Origin of the sequence: Streptomyces sp. CA-179760 (genome assembly GCF_050937045.1) — a bacterium.
Classification (GTDB): domain Bacteria; phylum Actinomycetota; class Actinomycetes; order Streptomycetales; family Streptomycetaceae; genus Streptomyces.
Map to the genome: position 1 here is coordinate 3533263 of NZ_JBNJLZ010000001.1, position 22148 is coordinate 3555410.

Below are 22148 nucleotides of genomic sequence, written 5' to 3' on the forward strand. Positions count from 1 at the left end.
CGATGTTCGAGACAGTGCTTGTGGCCAACCGGGGCGAGATCGCCGTACGCGTCATCCGGACGCTGCGGTCGATGGGCGTGCGCTCGGTGGCCGTCTTCTCCGACGCGGACGCCGACGCCCGGCACGTCCGCGAGGCGGACACGGCGGTCCGGATCGGACCGGCCCCGGCGTCGGAGAGCTACCTGTCGGCGGAGCGCCTCCTGGAAGCCGCCGCCCGCACCGGCGCCCAGGCCGTTCACCCCGGCTACGGCTTCCTCGCCGAGAACGCCGCCTTCGCGCGCTCCTGCGCCGAGGCCGGCCTGGTCTTCATCGGCCCCCCGGCGGACGCGATCTCGCTCATGGGCGACAAGATCCGCGCCAAGGAGACCGTCCAGGCGGCCGGAGTCCCCGTGGTGCCCGGCGGACGCGACCCTGACCTGGCCGAGGCGGCTCGCGAGCTGGGCGCGCCCGTGCTGCTGAAGCCGAGCGCGGGCGGCGGCGGCAAGGGCATGCGCCTGGTGCGGGACCTGACCCGGCTGGAGGAGGAGATCGCCTCGGCCCGCCGCGAGGCCCGCGCCTCCTTCGGCGACGACACGCTCCTCGTCGAGCGCTGGATCGACCGCCCCCGGCACATCGAGATCCAGGTCCTGGCCGACGGCCAGGGGAACGTGGTCCACCTCGGCGAGCGCGAGTGCTCCCTCCAGCGCCGTCACCAGAAGATCATCGAGGAGGCGCCGAGCGTCCTCCTCGACGAGGAGACCCGCTCCGCGATGGGCGAGGCGGCGGTCCAGGCGGCCCGCTCCTGCGGCTACCGGGGCGCGGGCACGGTGGAGTTCATCGTCAACGGCGGCGACCCTTCGTCGTACTACTTCATGGAGATGAACACCCGCCTCCAGGTGGAACACCCGGTCACGGAGCTGATCACCGGCCTGGACCTGGTCGAGTGGCAACTGCGGGTGGCGGCGGGCGAGCCGCTCGGCTTCGCCCAGCAGGACGTACGGCTGACCGGCCACGCGGTGGAGGCCCGCATCTGCGCCGAGGACCCGGCCCGCGGCTTCCTCCCCTCCGGCGGCACGGTCCTGCGACTCCGCGAACCACAGGGCGACGGCGTCCGCACCGACTCGGGCCTCACCGAGGGCACGGAGGTCGGAAGCCTCTACGACCCGATGCTCTCCAAGGTCATCGCGTACGGCCCCGACCGCGCGACCGCCCTGCGCAAACTCCGCTCGGCCCTGGCGGAGACGGTCACGCTCGGCGTGCAGACGAACGCCGGGTTCCTGCGCCGACTGCTCGCTCACCCGGCGGTGATCGCGGGCGACCTGGACACAGGCCTGGTCGAGCGCGAGGTCGAGGGGCTGATCCCCTCGGACGTACCGGAGGAGGTCTACGAGGCGGCGGCGGCCGTACGTCTGGAAGCGCTCAAGCCCCGGGCGGGCGGCTGGACGGACCCCTTCTCGGTCCCGTCCGGCTGGCGTCTGGGCGGCGAGCCGAAGCCACCGGCCTTCCACCTGAGGGTGCAGGAGGAGCTGGAGTACACCCCACGCGGCACCGCCGCGGTCACCGACCACCATGTCTCGGTCACCCTGGACGGCGTCCGCCACACCTTCCACCGCGCCGCCGACTGGCTCGCCCGCGACGGCGACGCCTGGCACGTGCGCGACCACGACCCGGTGGCGGCGTCCCTCAACCGCGCCGCCCACGCGGGCGCCGACTCCCTCACCGCGCCCATGCCCGGCACGGTGACGGTGGTGAAGGTCGCCGTCGGCGACGAGGTGACGGCGGGCCAGAGCCTGCTGGTGGTGGAGGCGATGAAGATGGAGCACGTCATCTCCGCCCCGCACGCCGGCAAGGTCACGGAGCTGGACGTGGCGCCGGGCTCGACGGTCGCCATGGACCAGGTCCTGGCGGTCATCGCACCCCACGAGGAGGCGGAGTGATGGCGGCCCACGGTCTTCCGATGACGGTCCCGGCCGAGGACCTCCCCGCCCGCGTCCGCATCCACGAGGTGGGCGCCCGCGACGGCCTGCAGAACGAGAAGGCGACGGTCCCGACGGAGATCAAGGCGGAGTTCATCCACCGCCTGGCCGCCGCGGGCCTGACGACGATCGAGGCGACGAGCTTCGTCCACCCCAAGTGGGTCCCCCAACTGGCGGACGCGGAGCAGCTGTTCCCGATGGTGAGCGATCTCGACGCCGCCCTCCCGGTCCTGGTCCCGAACGAACGCGGCCTGGACCGCGCCCTGGCCCTCGGAGCCTGCCGGGTCGCGGTCTTCGCCAGCGCCACGGAGTCCTTCGCCAAGGCCAACCTCAACCGCACGGTGGACGAGGCGCTGGCGATGTTCGACCCGGTCGTCACCCGCGCGAAGGCGGAAGGCGCGCAGGTCCGCGGCTACCTCTCCATGTGCTTCGGCGACCCCTGGGAGGGCGCGGTCCCGATCCCCCAGGTGGTGCAGGTCTGCAAGGCCCTGAGGGACATGGGCTGCGACGAGCTGAGCCTGGGCGACACGATCGGCGTGGCGACCCCCGGCCACGTGGTCGCACTCCTCTCGGCGCTGGACGAGGCGGGCCTTTCGCCCACCACCCTCGCCGTCCACTTCCACGACACCTACGGCCAGGCCCTCGCCAACACGCTCGCGGCGCTCCAGCAGGGCGTGACGACGGTCGACGCCTCCGCGGGCGGCCTGGGCGGCTGCCCGTACGCGAAGTCGGCGACCGGCAACCTCGCCACCGAAGACCTCGTGTGGATGCTGCGGGGCCTCGGCATCGACACCGGAATCGACCTCGGCCGCCTCGTCGCCACAAGCGCGTGGATGGCCGGCCACCTGGGCCGACCCAGCCCGTCCCGCACCGTCCGAGCCCTGTCCCACGAGGACATCGTGGACCCCGAGGAGCACTGATCACGATGGATTACCGACTCTCCCCCGAGCTGGAGGAACTCCGCCGCACGGTCGAGGAGTTCGCGCACGAGGTGGTGGCGCCCAAGATCGGCGACTTCTACGAGCGGCACGAGTTCCCGTACGAGATCGTGCGCGAGATGGGCCGCATGGGCCTGTTCGGCCTGCCGTTCCCCGAGGAGTACGGCGGCATGGGCGGCGACTACCTGGCGCTGGGCGTGGCCCTGGAGGAGCTGGCGCGGGTCGACTCCTCGGTCGCGATCACCCTCGAAGCCGGAGTCTCGCTCGGCGCGATGCCGGTCTACCGCTACGGCACGGAAGCCCAGAAGCGCGAGTGGCTCCCCCGCCTCTGCTCGGGCGAACTCCTGGGCGCGTTCGGCCTGACGGAACCGGACGGCGGCAGCGACGCGGGCGCGACCCGTACGACGGCCCGCCTGGACTCCGCGACGAACGAGTGGGTCATCAACGGCACGAAGTGCTTCATCACCAACTCGGGCACGGACATCACGGGCCTGGTGACGGTCACGGCGGTCACCGGCCGCGCCCCGGACGGCAAACCGCACATCTCCTCGATCATCGTCCCGTCGGGCACCCCCGGCTTCACGGTCGCGGCCCCGTACTCCAAGGTCGGCTGGAACGCCTCGGACACCCGCGAGCTGGCCTTCTCGGACGTCCGTGTCCCGGCCGCGAACCTCCTGGGCGAGGAGGGCCGGGGCTACGCCCAGTTCCTCCGCATCCTCGACGAGGGCCGCATCGCGATCGCGGCGCTGGCGACGGGCCTGGCGCAGGGCTGCGTGGACGAGTCGGTCACCTACGCCAAGGAACGCCACGCCTTCGGCAAGCCCATCGCCGCCAACCAGGCCATCCAGTTCAAGATCGCCGACATGGAGATGAAGGCCCACACGGCCCGCCTCGCCTGGCGCGACGCGGCGGCCCGCCTGGTGTCCGGTGCCCCTTCAAGAAGGAAGCGGCCCTCGCGAAGCTCCACTCGTCGACGGTGGCGGTGGACAACGCCCGCGAGGCCACCCAGATCCACGGCGGCTACGGCTTCATGAACGAGTACCCGGTCGCCCGTATGTGGCGCGACTCCAAGATCCTCGAGATCGGCGAGGGCACGAGCGAGGTGCAGCGGATGCTGATCGCGCGGGAGCTGGGACTGGCCGGCTGACCACCCGAGCCGGGTCTGTGCCGCCCCCGGCACAGACTCGGCGTGGGCGTGATCGGGCGGCCACACAGCGCAGTCCTCCGTACCCTGGGGTCATGGACTACGCCAGGATGCGCGCGCTCGCCGAGGAGCTCGGAGCCTATGCCGAGCGGCTGGAAGGGACCTGGCGCGTCGAGATCGGCCCGGCAGGTCCGATACTGGCCATGATGTGCCCCTCGAAGCGCCACGAGGGCACGATCCGCCGCATCTGCAAGCAACTGGACGAGCAGCTCCCGGGCACCCACCCGGGCTACATCTGCGCCAACGGCCCCGAGATCGAGCACCCGGCGATCGGCCGCATGCGCCGCCCGGACGCCGTCGTCATCCCGGAGTCCGCACTGGACGAGGAGGGCCTGGCGGTCGACGCGACTCGGGTCCTGGCAGTCATCGAGATCGTCTCACCGTCGAACCCGAGCAACGACTACGGCGAGAAACTCACCGAATACCCCGCCATGGGCATCCCGCACTACCTGATCGTCGACCCCCGCACCGGCACGATCGAGGTCCACTCCGACCCGTACCGAAACCGCTACGGCCGCAAGGACCCGTACATCTTCGGAGACTCGGTACCGCTCGGCCCCTGGACGGTGGAAACTACGGCGTTCCGCCGCTACGGCCGGTCTGGCGCCTCATAGACGGACAAGTTCGCGCCGGCCCCGGCACCCGCGATGTTCGTCGAACTGCGCGCCACCGACGGCGATGACCAGTACGGCGATGCCGACAAGCACCTGCACGCAGGCGCTGACGATGGCGCGGAGCCGGACCAGCACCGCCGCGGTCAGCAACATGACGCCGCCCGCGATGCCCACGTACAGCCAGTCGGGGGTGAGGGCGATGTCAGAGTTGTCGACGTCGGGATCGAACGGCTTCCAGCCGCTGTAGTCGATGCCGAGCAGGAAGGCCGCGCCGGCGCCGATGCCGTCGAGGACGAGCAGCGCCACGGCCAGAGCGATGTCCCCGGCGAGGGGCAGCCACCGACGCGCGGTCCTCGGCAGCGGCACGTTGTCACCGCGAAACCGCGGCAGGCCGGAGGTCTGGGGAAGCGAAGGTCGGCATCTGTACGAGTATCCCTCAAGAGCCGAACCGGGCTCCGTGCACAGGTGCGCAGGGCCCGGCGGGGTGCGGATGTCAGCCGTGGATCAGAGGAGAACCGAGGAAGAATCCACGCAGGACCCAGGATTTTATCAACGAAATAGTTCCCGCATCGCCGCCAGTTACTCTTCCAGCGTTGCGACTTCGGAGCAGTCTGCCGGAGCGAAGGTATCCACGATGCCGCTGCCAGAGGGCGCCTTTCCTGATTGCAAGTCATCTGCCTTGCAATCCCGGACGGGAAGACATTCAGTCGCGCACCCTGGCAACAAAGAATCAGACCCATGCCTTGAAGGTCTCGGCGTGCAGATGTAAGGCATTCCAGGAGATCAACCTGTCCAGCATCCGACTCACTCCAGCGCACCCGCAGCGGCGGTCTCACGCATTTCCCCACCAAGACCCGGGCATCCGAACGCCGCACCGCACTCCCGACCGAATGCATCCGCTCCCTCATGGAGCACAAGCAGCAGGACAAGGACCGCGAGGTCGCAGGGTCAGCCTGGCAGGACAGCGGCCTTGTCTTCACCACGCCCACAGGACAGCCTCTCGACCCGGCCAACCTCACCACCGCTTTCGTAGCTTCCTCAACCAGGTTGGACTCCGCCGCATCGGCCTGGCAGTACAGCGGCCTCGTCTTCACCACCCCGACCGGCCGACCTCTCCACCCGGCTAGTCTCACCCGCCGCTTCTGCAGCTTCCTCGGCCGGGCCGGACTCCGTCGCATCCGCTTCCACGACCTTCGACACTCGACCGCGACCCTGTTCCTGGAGCGGGTCGTCGATCTCGTCGTCATCAAGGAACTCCTCGGCCACGCCCACATCGGCGTCACCGCCGGCGTCTACGCCCACGTCCGACTCCGCCTGCAACGCCAAGCCATCGACGCCTTGGGCGACGCCCTCGGCGCCACCGACGACGACCCGTCGATCCGCCCGCCGCAGCAGTCGTCCGCTGACGTTGCCGTCAGCGTTGCCGTCAAAACGGACCGATGACCCCACTGGAATATTCCGGTGGGGCCATCAGATTCACCCAAGGTGAATCAACTTCATTTCATGCGAAACAATTCCCGTATCGCGGCCCGCTGGTCTTCTAGCGTTGCGACTTCGGAGCAGTCTGCCGGAGCGAAGATATCCACGAGGTCGTCATCAGAGGGTATTTTTCCAGCTTTCAACGAGTAGGCCAATCGACCCTCCGTCATCTGCCTAGTCATTCCCGACGGGAAGACATTCAATCTCGCACCCTGGCAACACAGAAGGAGACCCATGTCTTCGAGATCGCGGCGGGCAGATTTGAGACATTCCAGCAAATCAACCTCTTCATAGACGCGCTCAAACTCTTCATCGGGCAATCTCATCCGAAGGGCCGAAGGCGCTGTAGAAACCCGGAGCAACACGTTCACCACCTCCCCGTTTGCCCTGGTTGCAGTCCGATCCAACTCCTCCACAATCATCCCCCGCCATAGTTGGGGTTCGGAACCCTAGTTCCGTCTCTAAGCCTGCAAGCGACGATACAACTCGTGTCGACCCGCCCTGGAATTGCAGTCTCCCTTTCATGCGCAAATGGATTTCCGGGAAATTCCTTGTTTACGTCCACTCCATCAACACCGCGAATCTCGTAGACGTTTCCGCCACGCTTGATCGCCACAGACTCTGAAGTGGTGGTGGAAATATATCCAGAGTCCCTTGAGTATCCGGATGCATGCTCCAGGAGGTCCATATTGTCCCCTCTCGGCTCAAATCCCGACTCAAATATCTCGTCCGGGCCGCGGGTGTCGCTTCGGTAGAGCGGGCAGGCGCCGCCTGAATTGTGAACCAGGACCGGCGTAGCCCCCGCCAGCACATAGTACGTGTGCATATCAGCAACGGTGAGATTGTGAACCGTGGCCGAACCAACCGTCCGCCGCTCCACAGCGCTGATCTGGACCCGCGTCCCCGCGCTCGTCCAAAGCCACCCACCCGCCGTCAGATCAGTGGCATCGATCCACTCCCCAAGCTCTGGCACCCAGAAGGGATGACCATCGGTCGCGGTGACCGAAGCCGTCTCAGAGCCCTCGTCACCATCGATGTCGACCGTTACCTTCACGAGGTGCTTGAGTCCCGCGCCCTTGATCTCCGCCGTTACTGTCTCGGCCTGGGTCTCGCCCGTCTTCGGGTCGGTCGCCAGGACCTTGTCGCCGATGTCTACGTCCTTGATCTGCTTCGTGGAGCCGTCGGCCATCAACACCTTGGTGTCCGGAGTGAAGCTGTTGCCGTCTTCGCAGGCGATGGCCGCCTTGCTGCTCTTCCGCCAGTCCTGGAAGCTGTCCCAAAGCCTGCGGCTCAGGCCTCCGATGCGTTTGATCAAGGCCCAGGCCTTGTCCATCTTGTTCCAGTACTTCGCGGCCAGCCTCGCCAGCGGTCCACCGGCCACCAGAGTCGACACGACGTTGAGTGCCGTGGCTCCGCAAGAGCCCAATGCCCCCGTGGTGAAGCAGTCGAGCGCGTCCGTGATCCCCAGCTCGTCCGCGACGATCTTCGCCAGTTCCTTGGCGACGGCGATCGTCCGCTGCTTGGCAGCGTCCGCCTTGGCCTGCTGCTGCCGTGCCCGGTGCTGGGCCGGCGCTTCCTTCGGCTTCTTGACGCCGTAGTAGGTGTAGTAGGTGTCGGTCGCCTTGACGTCCCACCCACCGTTGCGTTCCGGGGTGCAGGTGATCCCGACGTGAATGCAGTCGTCGGGCTTCAGGCCGCTCGGGTCGGAGAAGGTGACCGGGTTGTTGTTGCTGTACGAGTAGCCGTTGATCTGCTGCGGGTCGGTGTGGTCGATGATCCGGTCGGCCGATATGAAGCGGCCCGTATCGGAATCGTATTCGCGTGCCCCGAGCGTGGTCAGGCCCGTAGAGGCCTGGTCCGTCCCGCCCACGAATCCCTTGTCGTTGACCCAGCCCGATGAAGGCGCCGACGCCTTGGACTCATCACGGGCGTTGCCGAAGGGGTCCGTGCGGCGGCGCGTCGTCTCGCCGGTCTTCGCATCGACCGCCAGCTGCGCCGTGCCCTGGTGGTCCGACGCCAGGTAGTGGACCCCGCCCGCATCCCGCATGGCGATCCGCATGCCACCGAACGAGTAGTAGCGGGTCGCCGTGACCTTGGACGTGGACTTGTCCAGCTGCAACTCCATGCCCGGCAGGTAGAAGGTCTTCTCCCCAGAGGTGTCCCTGAGGATCCGCTCGCCCGCCGCGTCGTACGTGTACCGCGTCGCCGTGCCGTCGGCGTTCGTGACCTTCGTCAGCTCGCCCTGCTTGTCCCAGTCGAGGGACTGGGTGTCGCCGTTCAGGACTCGCGTCTTCGTGTTGCCGGACACGTCGTACGTGTAGGTGTCCTGAGACGTGACCGCGGGCGTGGTGCTCGTGGCCGCAGTCTTCTCCACGACCGACGACACCGTGTGCGGACCGGAGTCCGTGCCGTTAGGGCCGGAGTTCTCGCCGTAGGCGTAGGTCCGCGTGGAGGTCGGTGCGTCGTTCAGGCCGTGCCGGACCTCGCTCTTGCGGTTGCCGATCGCGTCATAGGCGTACTCCGTCCAGTACGGAGACACCCCGCCGACCGACGAGGACGATGCCCCGCCCGTGCAGGCCGCGTCCGTGCTGCCCGTGCCCTTGGCGCCGTTCGACGTCACCGACGAGGTCCACGCGCCAGTCAGACGCCGCAGGCCGTCATACCTGAAACACTGCACGTCGCTCGGGCCGCTGCCGGGCGTGTCCGCGATCGAGAGGATGTCCCCGGCGTCGTTGTACGTGAGGTCCGCGTCATAGGCGGCGCTGGACGCGCCCTCCACCCTGACGCTCGTATTGATCAGGCGATGGGTCCCGACTTCGAACGTATTGTTGAGCAGCGTCTTCTTGGCGGCCGATTCGCCGGTGAACAGTTCCACCTGCTCCAGATCGGAGGTCGGCGAGTACGACACACTGGTGACGTAACTAAGTCCGCCCAGCGAAGAGTTGAGTCCCGTCGGCCGCTGCAGACCGTCGTACGTGCGACCGAGGGCCTCGGCGGGCAGACCGCCCGCTGCCGGCAGGCCCTCCCCCTGCAGTGTCCCGTCGTCGTTGTACTGAGCGGTGAATTCGTACGTCCCGCCCAGCTGTGGCTCGGCCGTCTTCGACAAGAAGTACTTCGTCGAGACCGGCTGGTAGTCGTTGTCGGCGTCGAGGGTCGGATACGTGACCGCCGAGTGGACCGCGTTGTCCTTGTAGGAGTAGACGCCGTACAACTCACCCTTGGCGACGGAGTCGTACTTCGTCATCGACAACCTGGTACCGGCCTCCGGCTCACCCTGCCAGGTGGAGACGGCCCTGCCCAGCTCGTCGTACTTGGTGGACGTCTTGTCACCGTTGACTGTCACCGACGTCTGACGGTCCAGGGCGTCGTAGGTGAACTCCGACACTCCGATGTCCGGATCGACCGCTTTCTTCTTTCGGCCCAGTTGGTCGTATGTGTACGTCCAGGCGTTCCCGGCGTCGTCCGTCACCTTCTGGAGTTGGCCAGCCGGGGTGTAGCCGTAGGACGTGGTGACCGCGTCGCCGCCCTCGGGGTACTGGATCTGGGTCGTGGTGCGCTCGCGGGCGTCCTTCACGACCGTGGTCTTCGTGCCGCCTGCCGGCGGGGTCGTGGTGACGCGGTCTCCACCGTGGGCGTACGACGTGCGGTACTTCTCCTCGCCCTGCACATTGAAGACGGAGGCGGTTACCCTGCTGGCCCCGTCGTACTCCGTCACCGTCTGCCCGGTGAGGTCGGCGTTGACCGGCTCGAAGAGTTTCGAGGACGGGGCGCCCGCGGCGTAGTAGGTGTTGTTGACCTCTACCACGCGGTTGGAACCGTCGTAGAGGGTGTCGGCGACCATTCGGCCGCCACCCGGCCCCTCTGTCTGCTCCTGCCGGGGCCTCAGCAGGCCGTCGTACAGCGTCCATTCGCTGCCGTACGACTTGCCGTCCTCCTCGATCTTCTGGGTGTGCACGGCGGTCGGGTCGTCGCCTGCGCGAACCAGGTACTCGTACTTGATCGACGGACTCAGCCCGATGCGGTCAGGGAGCCGGACCGAGGTCAGGCGGCCCAGCCCGTCGTACGCCAGCTCGGTGCGCCGGTCGTTCTGGTCGACCTTGGCGGTCGGCACACCCCACTGAGGTGCGTACTCCGTGGCGGCCGTCCAGCCCGCCCTGTTGGTCACTACCGACTTGGTGGCCAGGCCGTACGTCTCCGTGTACGCGGTCGATGTGGTGTATGCCGTCGAGGACGAGGCCGTCTCGGCGTCCTTCACTACGAGTGGACGGCCGAAGTCGTCGTAAGTCGTCGCAGCGGTCGTCCGGTACGTCGCCGTCTGGCCGCTGTGCGACTCCAGCCGCTTGGTCGTGGTCACATCGCCCTTGACCGGTGCCGCGCCCAGCGTGGTTGAGCCGTCGTATAACGACAGATCGTCGGAGATGACTTGCGTGCTGCGATCGGGCGCCACGGCGCACTCGACGGCGACCTTCTCCATGCGCGAGACGTACGCGTACATGTGCCGGCTCTCGCTGTCCGCGTACTCGGTGCGGACGCACTGGTTGTCGGCGACACCGACCTCGCCAAAGTCGTCGACCTGGCGGATCCGGCCCGTCACCGGGTCGTACGAGGTGGTCGCCCGGGTGCGCCGCCAACCGCCGGTGGCGAGCGCCACATAGGTGTCGGTCGAACCGTTCGCCGTGTAACGCGCTCTGCGAGTGCCCCAGGTCTCCGCATCGGTCGCCGTCACCACGGTCCAGGGCACCATGACCGATTTCTCGGTGACCTGGGAGTCGTTGTAGGTGAGGGTTTCGAGTTCCTGGCCGGCCTTCCAGTCCGTGTCCTCGTACGAGGTCCCGTTGGAGTCGGTCACCGACGCCGAGCGGGCCGTGCCGTCGGCGTTCACATCACCGTCCAGGCCGCGGAAGAAGACGTGCTCGGTCTTGGTGTTGGAGGCCGAGTTGGCGCCCTTCGAGGTGGCGACGCGCACCTTGCCGTAGCCACGCCAGTCGCCCCAGGTGCGGTATTCCGCCTTGCTGATGCCGTCGGCCCTGCTCTTACGCCAGCCGGCGTCCCCTACGTAGCCGTAGGAGGTGACCTGGTCGGGGTTGCCACCGGTCAGGTCGGTCTCGGTGACGGACTCGACCACGTACTTGTGGAACCAGTCGAGGACCGGGTCCTCCTTGCCCGGCGGGTTCCACTTCACCGGGAAGCAGCGCCTCTTGGAAGCATCCTCCGCCGGCAGGTCGGAATGAGTGCACTGGGTGGGCGCGTAGTCGACGCTCAGCGCGCCGCCCGTCTCGTTCTCCACGCCCGACAGGCGGAAGCGATGGAAGGGCTGGATGTTGTCGCCGGGCTTGTCGACGCGGTTGGGGAACTGCTTGCCGTAGAGCTTGACGGACGGAACGGACGCATCAGTGCCGGGCTTTCCGGTGTGGTCGATGCGGTCGAGCCGCAGGGCCTTGGAGCCGTCACCGTTGTCAGTCAGCAGGTGAGTGAGATTCCACTCGTCGACCGGGCTGTACTGGGAGTCACCGGTACGGATCTGGGTGGTGATCTTCGTCAGCTTCTTGCGGGTCCAGAAGGTAGGCGAGTTCTGACCCACACACTTGGTGCTCGCCTTGCAGTTCTGATCCCAGGGCACATCCGGCCATCTGGCGGCCGTGGCGTCCGTGAGATCTCCGGGCTCGCACTCGGCCAGCGCGCCGAGACAACGTTCCCCGGTGGTGAAGACGACCTGTGCCGCAGGCTTGGTCGAGTACGCCCTGTCCTTGCGTTGGCCGTAGTCGATGCGCTTGAGATATCCACCACGGACATAGGGCTTGCCGTTCTCGCCTGTCTTCAGACCCTGGGTGTAGTAGTTCATCTCCTTGCCGTAGAAGAACGACATGGCGTTGCCGTGCGGGTCGATGACGTGGTCGAGATTCCAGCGCCAGGCCTGGTTGCAGTGAGCATCGGCGAAGGTGGCCTTGTAGCAGGGCTCCTTGAGGTCGTCGCCGTAGACGGGGACCGTCCAGGTGGAGTCGGTCTCCTCGTTGCCACTGCTGTATCCGGGCAGCCTGTTCCGGCCGAAGAAGTACTGCGTTCCGTCGGTGGTCGTCAGCTTCCAGTACTCGCCGTTGTCGTCACCGTTGGTGGTGTCGGTCAGCTTCTCGATCTTGGAGTTGTCGTCGTTGCTGAGCCGCCACCTGCTCTTCTCGTCGTCCATGATGATCTCGCCGGACGAGCCACCGGCCAGGACGAGCGTGGCGTTGTCGTATGCCCAGCACTGGTCGCCGTAGGTGTCGTCGTGGCCATCGTCTGCACAGGGCTTGTACCGGCGTTCGATGTGTCCGGGCTCGTAGGAAAAGCCCTGCCCGACCCACGAGCCCTGGTTGTTGGTCGTTGCGGTCTGGCCGTCGATCGACTGGGAGTTGTAGCCCAAGCCGACGCTGGGCCGCAGGCCGCCGGGTACGGGAGGCGTGGTCAGTGGATACGTCCAGGTGAAGGCGCCGGACCGGGTGTCGACGCCCCACTCGGACGAAGAGGAAAGGCCGGTGGCCTTGTAGTCGCCACCGTCGCCGCCGTTGCTCGCGGTGGCAGCGAGGACGGTGAAGCCGAGCCGGGCCTGTGCCGCCCCCGGCACAGGCCGGCAGCTGCGGCCCGTACCGGGGAGGTGTGCCCGGCTATCCGGCGGGCGTGACCTGCACGAGCCGGTGCATCCAGCCGTGCCGGTCCTCGGCCACCCCCTCGTGGAGTGCGACGAGTCGCTCCCGGATGTGCTGGGTGACCGGTCCGCAGACGTTTCCGTTGATCAGGAACTCCCCGGAGGCGTGCTTGACCGTTCCGACAGGAGTGATCAGTGCCGCGGTGCCGCAGGCGAACACCTCGGTGAGTTCGCCGGACGCCGCCGACTGCTGCCACTCGTCGATGGAGACGCGCCGCTCCTCCACGCCGTACCCGAGGTCGCGGGCCAGCGTCAGGATCGAGTCACGGGTGACGCCGGGCAGCAGCGAACCGCTCAATTGGGGTGTCACGAGCCGGGCCCCGGGGCCCGAGCCGAAGACGAAGAAGAGGTTCATCGCCCCCATCTCCTCGACCCAGCGGCGTTCCACGGCGTCGAGCCAGACGACCTGGTCGCACCCGTGCTCGACCGCCTGCCGCTGTGGGGCCAGCGTCCCGGCGTAGTTGGCCGCGCACTTCACCGCACCCGTACCGCGTGGTGCCGCCCTGACGTAGTCCTCGGACAGCCAGACACTCACCGGTTTGGCGCCACCGGTGAAGTAGGAGCCGGCGGGCATCGCGACCAGCACGTACAGGTACTCCGTGGCCGCGGCGACCGTCAGCTCGGTGGAGGTGGCGATCATCAGCGGCCGCAGGTACAGCGACCGGCCTCCGCCCTCCGGCACCCATCGCTCGTCCCGGGCGACCAGTTCCCGCAGGGATTCCAGGAACAGTTCCTCGGGCAGTTCCGGCATCGCCAGACGCCGTGCCGACGCACGGAACCGACGCGCGTTGACCTCCGGGCGGAAGGACGCCACGGAACCGTCGGGCTGCCGGTACGCCTTCAGGCCCTCGAAGACGGACTGCCCGTAGTGCAGCACCGACGCGGTGGGGGCGAGCAGCAGCGGCTCGTACGGCCGTACGACCGCGTTGTGCCAGCCGCGGTCGCGGGTGTGCTCGACGGTCACCATGTGGTCGGTGACGTACTTTCCGAAGCCCGGGTCGTCCAGCACCTCCGCGACGCGCTGCGGGCTCGCCGGATTCGGATGCGCCATCCGTTCGAAGGACGACGTCGTGAGCAGGGGAGACATCTCGACGGTCATACGCCCGCTCGCACCTCGCTCCGTCTGGTGGCGACGAGCGGCAGATGCTTCATGCCGGCGATGAAGTTCGAGTGCAGGTGCTCCGGCTCGCCGGCCGGTTCGAACCCGGAGAACTGCTCGAGAAGATTCTCGAACAGCTCGTGGAGGGCGATCCTGGCGACCGCGTGGCCGACGCAGTAGTGCGGTCCGACCCCGAAGGCCAGGTGGTTGCGCGGGTCGCGCCGGATGTCGAACTCGTAGGGATCGGCGAACACCGCGCTGTCCCGGTTCGCCGAGCCGATCCAGGCGGCCACCGGCTCGCCCTGGCGGACGGTCACACCGCTCAGTTCGACGTCGGTCTTGGCGTAGCGCAGGAAGTGGCTGGCCGGAGAGGACCACCGCAGCGCCTCGTTGATGCCGCTGTCGAACAGCTCGGGGTGAGCCGCCCAGTCGGCGTACTTGCCGTCCTTCGCCAGTTCCAGCATGGCCGCGTTGGGCACATGCGGTGTGGTGACGTTCGCCCCGAGGAGCAGGCTGTAGCAGTTGGAGACGATCTCTCCCGGGCGCAACTTGCGGCCGTCGTCCATCTCCATGGTGCGCAGGACGTCGATCAGGTCGCCGTTCCCCTCACCCTTCCGTCGGCTCATCGACTGCTCGAAGGCGGCGAAGAGTTCGCGATGGGCACGCTGGAGTGTCGCCGCCCCGCCCTCCGGCATGATGAACTCCGGGTCGTCGGGGGCGATGGCCTGGCTCGTCAGATAGGTCAGCTGCGGCCAGTCCTCGCGGTCGAGGCCCATCAGCGTTCCGGTGACAGCCATCGGCAGTGCCCCGACGACCTCGGCGAAGTCGAAGGGTTCACCTTCCGGTACGCCGTCGAGCAGGCGCTTGGCCTCGGCGCGGATCGCCGGGCGGTGCCTTTCGAGGACCTTGCTGTTGAGCGCGCGCTGCACCGGGGAACGCATCTTCGTGTGCCGAGGGGGTCGGTCGCCGGGAGCTGTTTGCGGCTCGCGGGGTCCTTCTTGCCGAGCAGGTTCAGCAGGGTGCCGTGCTCGGAGGTGAAGACGCGATGGTCCTTCAGCACCTTCGCCACATCGTCGTACGTGGTCGCCGACCAGTAGCCGAGGCGTTCGTCGACCTGCTGCCAGTGCACCGGCTCCCGTTCGCGCATGGCGTGCCAGATGGCGTGCGGATCGCCCTCGCCGTGCACGGCGGGGGCGACGAGGTCAACCTTCGTCAGGTCGACGGCCTCGTGTTCGGCCGGCCGCGTCAGTCTCATCGGTCATCCCTTCCTGAATCGGGCTCGCGGTGCCATGGAATGCGGGAGGCGGATACGGCGCTCACGCCCGCTCGTTCCCCGTCGCGACACCGGCGGACGCTGTCGCCGGAGTCGTCTCGACCAGCTCCGCGAGCCCGGCCACCGTGGGGTTCTCGTAGAACAGCCGGGTCGCCGGGACATCGACCGCCAGCGCGTTGCGGATCTGGCTGAGCAGGTCGGTGGCGACCAGCGAGTTGCCACCCAGTTCGAAGAAGTCGTCGTGCACACCGACCTGCTCGACGCCGAGCGCGTCGGCGACCAGGTCGGCCAGCAGGCCCTCCACGGAGGTGCGGGGCGCTTCGTAGTCGGCGTCCACCTCCCGGGGGAGCAGATCCGGCGCGGGCAGGGCGGACCGGTCGATCTTGCCGTTGCGGGTGAGGGGGAAGCGGCCCATCACCACGATCGCGGCGGGATTCATGTGCCGAGGCAGCCGCTCGCGCAGGGCGACGCGCAGGTCGGGCACCAGGGTCTCGTCGTCGCCCTCCGGTACGACATACGCGACCAGGGCCTTCTCACCGCGGGGACCGTCCTCACGGACGATCACCACCGCTTCCTTGACTCCTGGCCGGCCGGCCAGCGCGGCCACGATCTCGCCGAGTTCCACCCGATAGCCGCCGACCTTGACCTGGTCGTCGGAGCGCCCGCGGAAGTCCAGGGCGCCGTCGGGGCCCACACGCACCACGTCACCGACGCTGTACATCCGCTCCCCGGACCAGCTCGGGTCGGGGAGGAACTGCTGTGCCGTCTTACGGGCGTCTCCCAGGTAGCCGCGGGCAAGCCCTTCACCGGCCGTGTACAGCTGGCCCCACTCGCCGTCGGGGACGGGCCGCAGCTTCTCGTCGAGCACGTAAACGCGGGTGCCGGTGATCGCCCGGCCGATCGGGACGGTCTCTCCGACCGGTTCCGTCACGTTGTGGCAGGTCGTGAAGCAGGTGTTCTCCGTGGGCCCGTACCCGTTGACGAGTCGCACGTGCGGGTGTCTCTGCCGGACCCTGTTGATGTGCGCGGGCGACAGGACGTCCCCTCCGGCGAGCAGCTGCCGCAGTCCGCCCAGGTCGTCGAGGTGGCCGTCGACCATCCGGTGGAAGAGGCCGGTGGTGAGCCAGAGCGTGGTCACGCGCTCCCGCTTGACGCGTTCCGCGAGTTCGGGCAGGGACAGCGTTCCGGGGTCGTGGATGACCAGGCGGCCGCCGTGGAGCAGCGCTCCCCAGATCTCGAAGGTCGCCGGGTCGAAGGTGAGGTTGCACAGCTGCAGGAACGTCTCGTCGGGACCGAAGTCGGCGTAGTCGCCGTCCCGGACGAGCCGGCACACGCCCCGGTGCGTCACGCTGACACCCTTGGGCTGCCCGGTCGAGCCGGAGGTGTAGCACACGTACGCCAGGCTGTCGGCCACGACGTGCGGCGCGGGCGGCTCGGCGTCGGCCGGAGCCGCGTCCTCGGCCACGTCGACGTTCACCACGGTGACATCGACACCGGGTATCCGGTCGATCAGGGGCCCGTGGGTGAGCAGCACCTGTGCGCGGGTCTGGTCCAGCATGTAGCGGAAGCGTTCCTGAGGCTCGGTCGGGTGCACCGGCAGATAGGCACCGCCGGCCTTCAGGATGGCGACCAGCGCGACCACCATCTCGAAGGACCGCTCGAAGCAGACGCCGACGACACTCTCCTCGCCCACGCCGAGGGCGCCCAGTCGCCGCGCCAGCCGGTCGGTGCGTTCGTCGAGTTCGGCGTAGGTCATGTCCTCGCCACGGAACCGCAGGGCCGTCGCTTGCGGGCGGCGGCGGACCTGTTCGGCGAACCGCTCGGTGATCGTGTCGCCCGGCGGGGTGGCCGCGTCGTCCGCCGTCACCTCCCCCCGGTCGGCCCGGCCGGTCCGGGCGGCCAGCGACGCGGGGCGCATGTCCCGCCAGTTCGCCTCGACGTGGTCGAGACAGTCGGTACGTCCCGCGGGGCCGAACGCCGTGTCCCATCCGGGCGGCACCTCGGCGAAGTCGGGCCACAGCGCGTGCTGGTTCTCGGAGTTGACGACGACGCGGTACGTGCCGTCCTGGTCTTCGAACAGGTTGGTCATTGTCTGTCCTCTGGAGTGTCTGCGGGCCGCTGCGCGCGCCCTGTCACTGTTGGGGCCTTGGGACGAGACCGTGGCCGCCGGCCGGCGGCCGTGTGCGGGGCCTGCGACAGTTCCGCCGGCACCCCGGGCCGCTCCTGGCACACCACGAGCCGTTGCGCACGACCTGCGGGAGAGCTTGGACCGGTCGGTACGTGGATGGGGTGGGCACCGTCGCCGTTGCCCCGAGCAGCGCCCGGGGGCTCTCTACGGGCCGGGACGGGCGCCGCCCGGCGCTCAGAGGATGGCGAACAGGCCGGAGAGTGGAGCAGGCACGCGGTCAGGGGTGAGAGCTTCGACGAGGACACGGCCGTAGTGGATCTTGCGTCCCTTCTTCGTGCCGAAAAAGCGCCGCAGCTGCTGCTGTGCGGTGCGGTCGCGCTGTGCGGGCTGGCGCAGGAAGGTCTCCAGAGGGCGCAGCTCTCCCTCCTCCCGGATCAGTTCCTTCACGAGATCCACGCCGAGTGCGCGGACCAGTTCGTCCTCCAGATCCGCCTCGCAGACGAAGAAGTCCTGCGGGTCTCCGTCGGCCCCCGCCCAGCCACGGGCGTAGTACTCGCGCTCCTTCTCGTCGCACAGCCCGGTCAGGCGCAGTCCCAGACCGGACGGTCCGAGGAACCGGGCGTAGCGGCCGACACTCATCGCACCGCCCATCGCCAGGACACAGACGCCCTCGGTCGCCAGGTCCCGGCCGTGACTCGCGGCCAGCGCGTTGACCGCGTTGACGTCGCTCGGCCCTTCGAGCAGGACGGCCGTCCGGACGGGCAGCTCCTCGGCCAGCTCCTCGGCCAGCTCGCGCGCCAGGTCGCGGCCGGGGGCGAGGGTCGCCCACGCCGTGACGGCCTCACGGAACGACGTCATGTCAGCCATGGAACTCCTTCCGCGCGGCACCGGCCGACGCGCCGTTGAACACCGTCACAGGCTCGCCAGTTCGTCCTGAAGGTCATCGAGGCCGAGAGGGCCGAGCGACAACGCGGCCGTGTGCCAGGACTTCAGGTCCAGCTTCTCGCCGCGGGCCTCGTGCGCCGCCCTGGCCGCGGCCCGGCCGTCCAGCCAGGCCCGTTCACCGAGCTTGTAGGCGATCGCCTGGCCGGGCAGACCGAGGTAGCGCCCGATCTCACTGTCCACGAACTCGGCCGTCTGTCCGCTGTGCGCGGCGAGGAACTCCTTCGCCAGCCCGGGAGTCCACTTCCCGCCCGCGCCGACGGGGGCGTCCTCGGGGAGGTCGAGTTCCAGGTGCATGCCGAGGTCGATGAGGACGCGGATGGCGCGCAGCATCTGCCAGTCGAGGAAGCCGAGGCGGTCGCCGGGGGTGGGCAGCTGGCCCAGCTCGTCCATCAGGCGCTCCGCGTACATCGCCCAGCCCTCGGTGCAGGCGTCGATGCCGCCGATGGTGGTCTGGTACCTCGACAGCTGGTCGGCCAGGTACCTCCACTGGGCGAGCTGCAGGTGGTGGCCGGGCACGCCCTCGTGGTACCAGACACTGCGCAGGCTCCACAGCGGGAACCTCGTGCGTCCCTGCACCGGCAGGGACGTGCGGCCGGGGCGCGAGAAGTCCACGCTCGGCGGGGTGTAGTACGCCGCCGCTCCACTGCCCGCCGGCGCGATGGCGGCCTCCACCACGCGCACCGGCGGAGCCAGCTCGAAGTACGTCCCGTCGAGGTCGTCGAGCGCTTGGTTCATCCAGCCCTGCAACCGCAGCCGGATCTCCTCCACGCCCTCCACCGCTTCGCCGTGCTGGTCGAGGTGGCGCATCGCCTCACGGGCCGTGGCTCCTGGAAGCACGCGCCCCGCTTCGGCGCGCATCTCGTCCCGGATCCTGCGGTACTCGGCCCAGCCCCACTCGTAGGTCTCCCGCAGATCGAGGTCGGCGCCGTTCCAGAACCGTGCCCAGGTGCGGTACCGCTCGGGGCCCACGCCTTCGGGCCGGCCCTCGACCTTGGGGAGGTAGTCGCCGCGCAGCCAGTCGCGCAGCTCGGCCACGGCCGCGACGGCCTTGCCCGCCGACGTGTCCAGCTCGGAGCGCAGTGGCGACGGCACGTCGGCGTCCGCGCAGAAGCCCGCGTACCAGCCCCGGCCGTCGCTGTCGCGGACCCATGCGTCGAGTTGGCCGGCGACGGCGCGGACCTGGGTCGGCGCCGCGACGAAATGGTCCGCCTCCAGCGCCTTCGTCAGGGATTCCCGGAAACCGTGGAGGGTTCCGGACACCCGGCTCATCCGTTTAGCGACCGAGGCCCAGTCGTCCGCGGTGTCCGTCGGCATCATCTCGAAGATGTCCTGCACGCGTTGCTGCAGGCCGTAGACGTTGACGAGCTCACGCAGGTGCTCGGCGTCGGTACTGGCGGACAGGTCGGCCTGGAGACGCTCCCGCAGCAACCGGCCGCACCGGCGTTCCACGTCGCTCGGAGGACCCGCCGTCGCCCGCTCGGCCCGGTCGAGGTCGAGGAGCGTGGTGCGGGACAGGTCGTCCTGCGCGGCGCGGCCCTCCGGCGACAGGTCCGGCATCTCGTCCCGCCCCACCGGCACGCCCAAGTAGGTCGCCGTGTCGGGGTCCAGGCGGGCCAGACCGTCGACGTAGGCGTCGGCGACGTCCCGTACAGCACGGGATTTGGCCGGAATATCGTCGCGCAATTGTCCGCACCTCACCATGAATCAGTCAGTCACTGGATTCGCTCGGGGTACGACGTAACATCCCGAACCTTGCGGCAAGCCCCCTGGCAGCAGCAGCTGGAACGACGTGCACTCAACTGCCGACCGACGGATCATGGCGCGAAGGGGGCGACCGCGTCAATCGTCAAATGGAGCCAACCTGCGGTAAGCGTCCGCACCAACTGCGCTGTGTGTGCGCGTCGTTAGCCGATGCTCCGGGCGGGTGTGGCGCCCCTTCCGGGAGACGGCGGCCAGGGTCAGCGGGGCAGGAGCACTCCGGTGTCCGCGGCGCTGGCGGCGGCGTGGACGCGGGTCGCGAGGGCCACGTCGTGGACGCCCATGCCGAAGGGGTTGATGACCGTCCGGTCGGTGGCGGTGATCGGGCGGTTGTAGGCACCGGACAGGAGCGTGGCGAGGTCCGCGTCCACCTGTCGGGCGCCCGGGACGGTGGTTCCCGGGGCGGTGGCGCGGCCGGACCTGGCCAGGCGGCCCAGGAGCCGGGTGTCGTCCTCGCTGACCAGGTGCCAGTCGTCGACGAACAGGTGCTCGGCGCCCAGCAGGACGTCCTCGGCGGCGTCGTCCAGGGACACGTTGAGGAAGACGGAGCCCTCCGGCAGCCAGGCCAGCGGAACGTAGGAGGTCGTGGTCGTCGTGGTGGCCAGTACGACCGGGGCCGAACGGACCGCCGCTTCCGGTCCGTCGACGGTCTCGACCTCGATCTCCGGGAGCGCCGCGCGCAGTTCCTCGGCGAAGGCCGTGGCCCGGGAGGGCGAGAGGTCATGTGCGATCACCGACTTCACCGCGCCGTGCTCGGCCAGCAGATCCAGATGTGTGCGCGCCTGACGGCCGCACCCCAGCACGGCCACCCGGTCCACCGTGGACAGGGGGCGCACGGCGCGCAACGCCGCCACGGAGACCGCGGCGGTGCGCAGGGCGCTGATGTGCGCGCCCTCCATGACGCACACCGGCGCGGCGGTCTCCCGGTCGTACAACAGGATCAGGCCGGCGGCCCGGGGCAGGTCGCGGTTCACGTTGCCGAGACAGGCATTGATGATCTTGCATCCGTACGCGCCCTCGTGGCGGGCGGGCAGGATGAGGCTGCGGGCCTCGGTTCCGTCCGGGGCGGTCCAGCGCAGGGCCGCCTCCGCGGCCACTCCCGAGCGGCCGGCCCGAACGCCGAGGAACGCCTCGGTGACGACTTCGAGCGGGTCGATCCGCGCGCACAACGACGCGACGGTCGCACCGTCGAGATACCGCAGCAGCGTGGAGGAGTTCTGCATGAATACATCCTTTCTCCGTACGGGGCAAGGAAATTTAAAACCTTGAAGTGGTCAGTCGACTCGCTTACGGTCGTCCGCATGAGCGATCCGCGGTCTCGCCCGAAGAAGCCTCCGCGTTGGCTGCTGCGCCGACCTGATCCGGACGCTCCGGCCCGCCTTTTCCTGTTCCCCTATTCAGGCTGCGGGGCCTCGATGTATCAGGGGTGGCCGCGCCGCATCGGCGCGATAGACGTCTGCCTGATCCAGCCGCCCGCGCGGCAGAACCGGATCGCCGACCCGCACTACGGGACGTACGAGAACATGGCGCAGGGGCTCATCGAGTACCTGCGGCCCTACCTGGACAGGCCGTTCGCGTTCTTCGGGCACTGCGGTGGCGCGCTCCCCGGCGTGGAGGTGACCCGGCAACTCGCCGCGGCCGGACTTCCGTTGCCGACCAGGGTCTTCGTCTCGGCGCAGGTGGCGCCGCACGACGGACCGTACGGACGGCTGCTGGAGCTGGACAGGGACGGACTGCGCACCGAGCTCGAGCACATCATCACCAACCTCGGCGGTGAGCCGAGCGGACCGCTCGTCGAGACGGGGCTCGAAGTGCTCGTCGACGACATCGAGGCCAACAAGCGCTACGCTCCCGGCCCCATCACCATTCCCGCGGGAATCACCTCGATCGGCTGGAGCGAGGACCCCGAGATCCCCTCGAAGCTCATGGGCGGTTGGCAGGACACCTCCGCCGATCACCGTTTCGTCGAACTGAGCGGCGGGCACTTCGAATTCCTTTCCGCGCCCCAGGCGCTGCTCGCCGAGTTCCGCCGGGACTTCGGCGAGGTGGCGGAAGCCGGCTCCTAGGAACCGG

General features: G+C 68.7%; 14 protein-coding genes and 2 pseudogenes. 6 read left to right on the top strand and 10 right to left on the bottom strand.

Annotated features, from left to right (window positions below):
- The first annotated feature begins 2 nt into the window (after nucleotides 1-2).
- The 4 genes and pseudogenes from ACQEV8_RS15795 (at nucleotide 3) to ACQEV8_RS15810 (ending at nucleotide 4711) form a co-directional block, all read left to right on the top strand.
- Nucleotides 3-1916, top strand: a complete 1914-nt coding sequence (locus ACQEV8_RS15795) for a biotin carboxylase N-terminal domain-containing protein (RefSeq protein WP_432960624.1) — start codon at nucleotides 3-5, stop codon at nucleotides 1914-1916.
- Nucleotides 1916-2875 carry a hydroxymethylglutaryl-CoA lyase gene (locus ACQEV8_RS15800; protein WP_432960626.1) on the top strand — a complete coding sequence of 320 codons (960 nt, stop codon included), beginning with the start codon at nucleotides 1916-1918 and terminating at the stop codon, nucleotides 2873-2875. The genes ACQEV8_RS15795 and ACQEV8_RS15800 overlap by 1 nt, the downstream gene beginning before the upstream one ends.
- 5 nt (nucleotides 2876-2880) lie before the next feature.
- Nucleotides 2881-4040: pseudogene (locus tag ACQEV8_RS15805) on the top strand (acyl-CoA dehydrogenase family protein).
- 92 nt (nucleotides 4041-4132) lie between these two features.
- On the top strand, nucleotides 4133-4711 hold the full coding sequence (locus tag ACQEV8_RS15810) for a Uma2 family endonuclease (protein WP_432960628.1): 579 nt from the start codon (nucleotides 4133-4135) through the stop codon (nucleotides 4709-4711).
- On the opposite strand, the gene ACQEV8_RS15815 is transcribed toward ACQEV8_RS15810, so the two are convergent.
- Complete coding sequence (locus ACQEV8_RS15815; RefSeq protein WP_432960630.1) at nucleotides 4706-5077, bottom strand: DUF6234 family protein; 372 nt, start codon at nucleotides 5075-5077, stop codon at nucleotides 4706-4708. The genes ACQEV8_RS15810 and ACQEV8_RS15815 overlap by 6 nt on opposite strands.
- Nucleotides 5078-5515: 438 nt before the next feature.
- On the opposite strand from ACQEV8_RS15815, the pseudogene ACQEV8_RS15820 reads away from it, so the two are divergent.
- A pseudogene (locus ACQEV8_RS15820) lies at nucleotides 5516-6117 on the top strand (tyrosine-type recombinase/integrase); the annotation flags it as partial.
- 90 nt (nucleotides 6118-6207) lie between these two features.
- Here ACQEV8_RS15820 and ACQEV8_RS15825 read toward each other — a convergent pair.
- From ACQEV8_RS15825 to ACQEV8_RS15865, 9 genes are all read right to left on the bottom strand, one after another.
- Nucleotides 6208-6612, bottom strand: a complete 405-nt coding sequence (locus tag ACQEV8_RS15825; RefSeq protein WP_432960632.1) for a hypothetical protein — start codon at nucleotides 6610-6612, stop codon at nucleotides 6208-6210.
- Nucleotides 6609-12791, bottom strand: a complete 6183-nt coding sequence (locus tag ACQEV8_RS15830; RefSeq protein WP_432960634.1) for a polymorphic toxin-type HINT domain-containing protein — start codon at nucleotides 12789-12791, stop codon at nucleotides 6609-6611. The genes ACQEV8_RS15825 and ACQEV8_RS15830 overlap by 4 nt, the downstream gene beginning before the upstream one ends.
- A 40-nt stretch (nucleotides 12792-12831) precedes the next feature.
- Entirely contained in the window at nucleotides 12832-13971 is a 1140-nt protein-coding gene (locus tag ACQEV8_RS15835) for a branched-chain amino acid aminotransferase (protein ID WP_432960636.1), read from the bottom strand.
- A complete protein-coding gene (locus ACQEV8_RS15840) occupies nucleotides 13968-14768 on the bottom strand; it encodes a cytochrome P450 (protein WP_432960638.1) in 801 nt (266 codons plus the stop codon). The genes ACQEV8_RS15835 and ACQEV8_RS15840 overlap by 4 nt, the downstream gene beginning before the upstream one ends.
- Entirely contained in the window at nucleotides 14747-15226 is a 480-nt protein-coding gene (locus ACQEV8_RS15845; RefSeq protein WP_432960640.1) for a hypothetical protein, read from the bottom strand. The genes ACQEV8_RS15840 and ACQEV8_RS15845 overlap by 22 nt, the downstream gene beginning before the upstream one ends.
- Nucleotides 15227-15287: 61 nt before the next feature.
- The gene (locus tag ACQEV8_RS15850; protein ID WP_432960642.1) at nucleotides 15288-17333 is read right to left on the bottom strand and encodes an amino acid adenylation domain-containing protein; all 2046 of its coding nucleotides are present in this window, start codon (nucleotides 17331-17333) and stop codon (nucleotides 15288-15290) included.
- 273 nt (nucleotides 17334-17606) lie between these two features.
- On the bottom strand, nucleotides 17607-18239 hold the full coding sequence (locus tag ACQEV8_RS15855; RefSeq protein WP_432960644.1) for a TOPRIM nucleotidyl transferase/hydrolase domain-containing protein: 633 nt from the start codon (nucleotides 18237-18239) through the stop codon (nucleotides 17607-17609).
- 45 nt (nucleotides 18240-18284) lie between these two features.
- The gene (locus ACQEV8_RS15860; protein WP_432960646.1) at nucleotides 18285-20018 is read right to left on the bottom strand and encodes a DUF885 domain-containing protein; all 1734 of its coding nucleotides are present in this window, start codon (nucleotides 20016-20018) and stop codon (nucleotides 18285-18287) included.
- A gap of 257 nt (nucleotides 20019-20275) precedes the next feature.
- The gene (locus ACQEV8_RS15865; protein WP_432960648.1) at nucleotides 20276-21298 is read right to left on the bottom strand and encodes an NAD(P)-binding domain-containing protein; all 1023 of its coding nucleotides are present in this window, start codon (nucleotides 21296-21298) and stop codon (nucleotides 20276-20278) included.
- Nucleotides 21299-21376: 78 nt separating this feature from the next.
- On the opposite strand from ACQEV8_RS15865, the gene ACQEV8_RS15870 reads away from it, so the two are divergent.
- Entirely contained in the window at nucleotides 21377-22141 is a 765-nt protein-coding gene (locus ACQEV8_RS15870) for a thioesterase II family protein (protein ID WP_432960650.1), read from the top strand.
- Nucleotides 22142-22148: the final 7 nt, after the last annotated feature.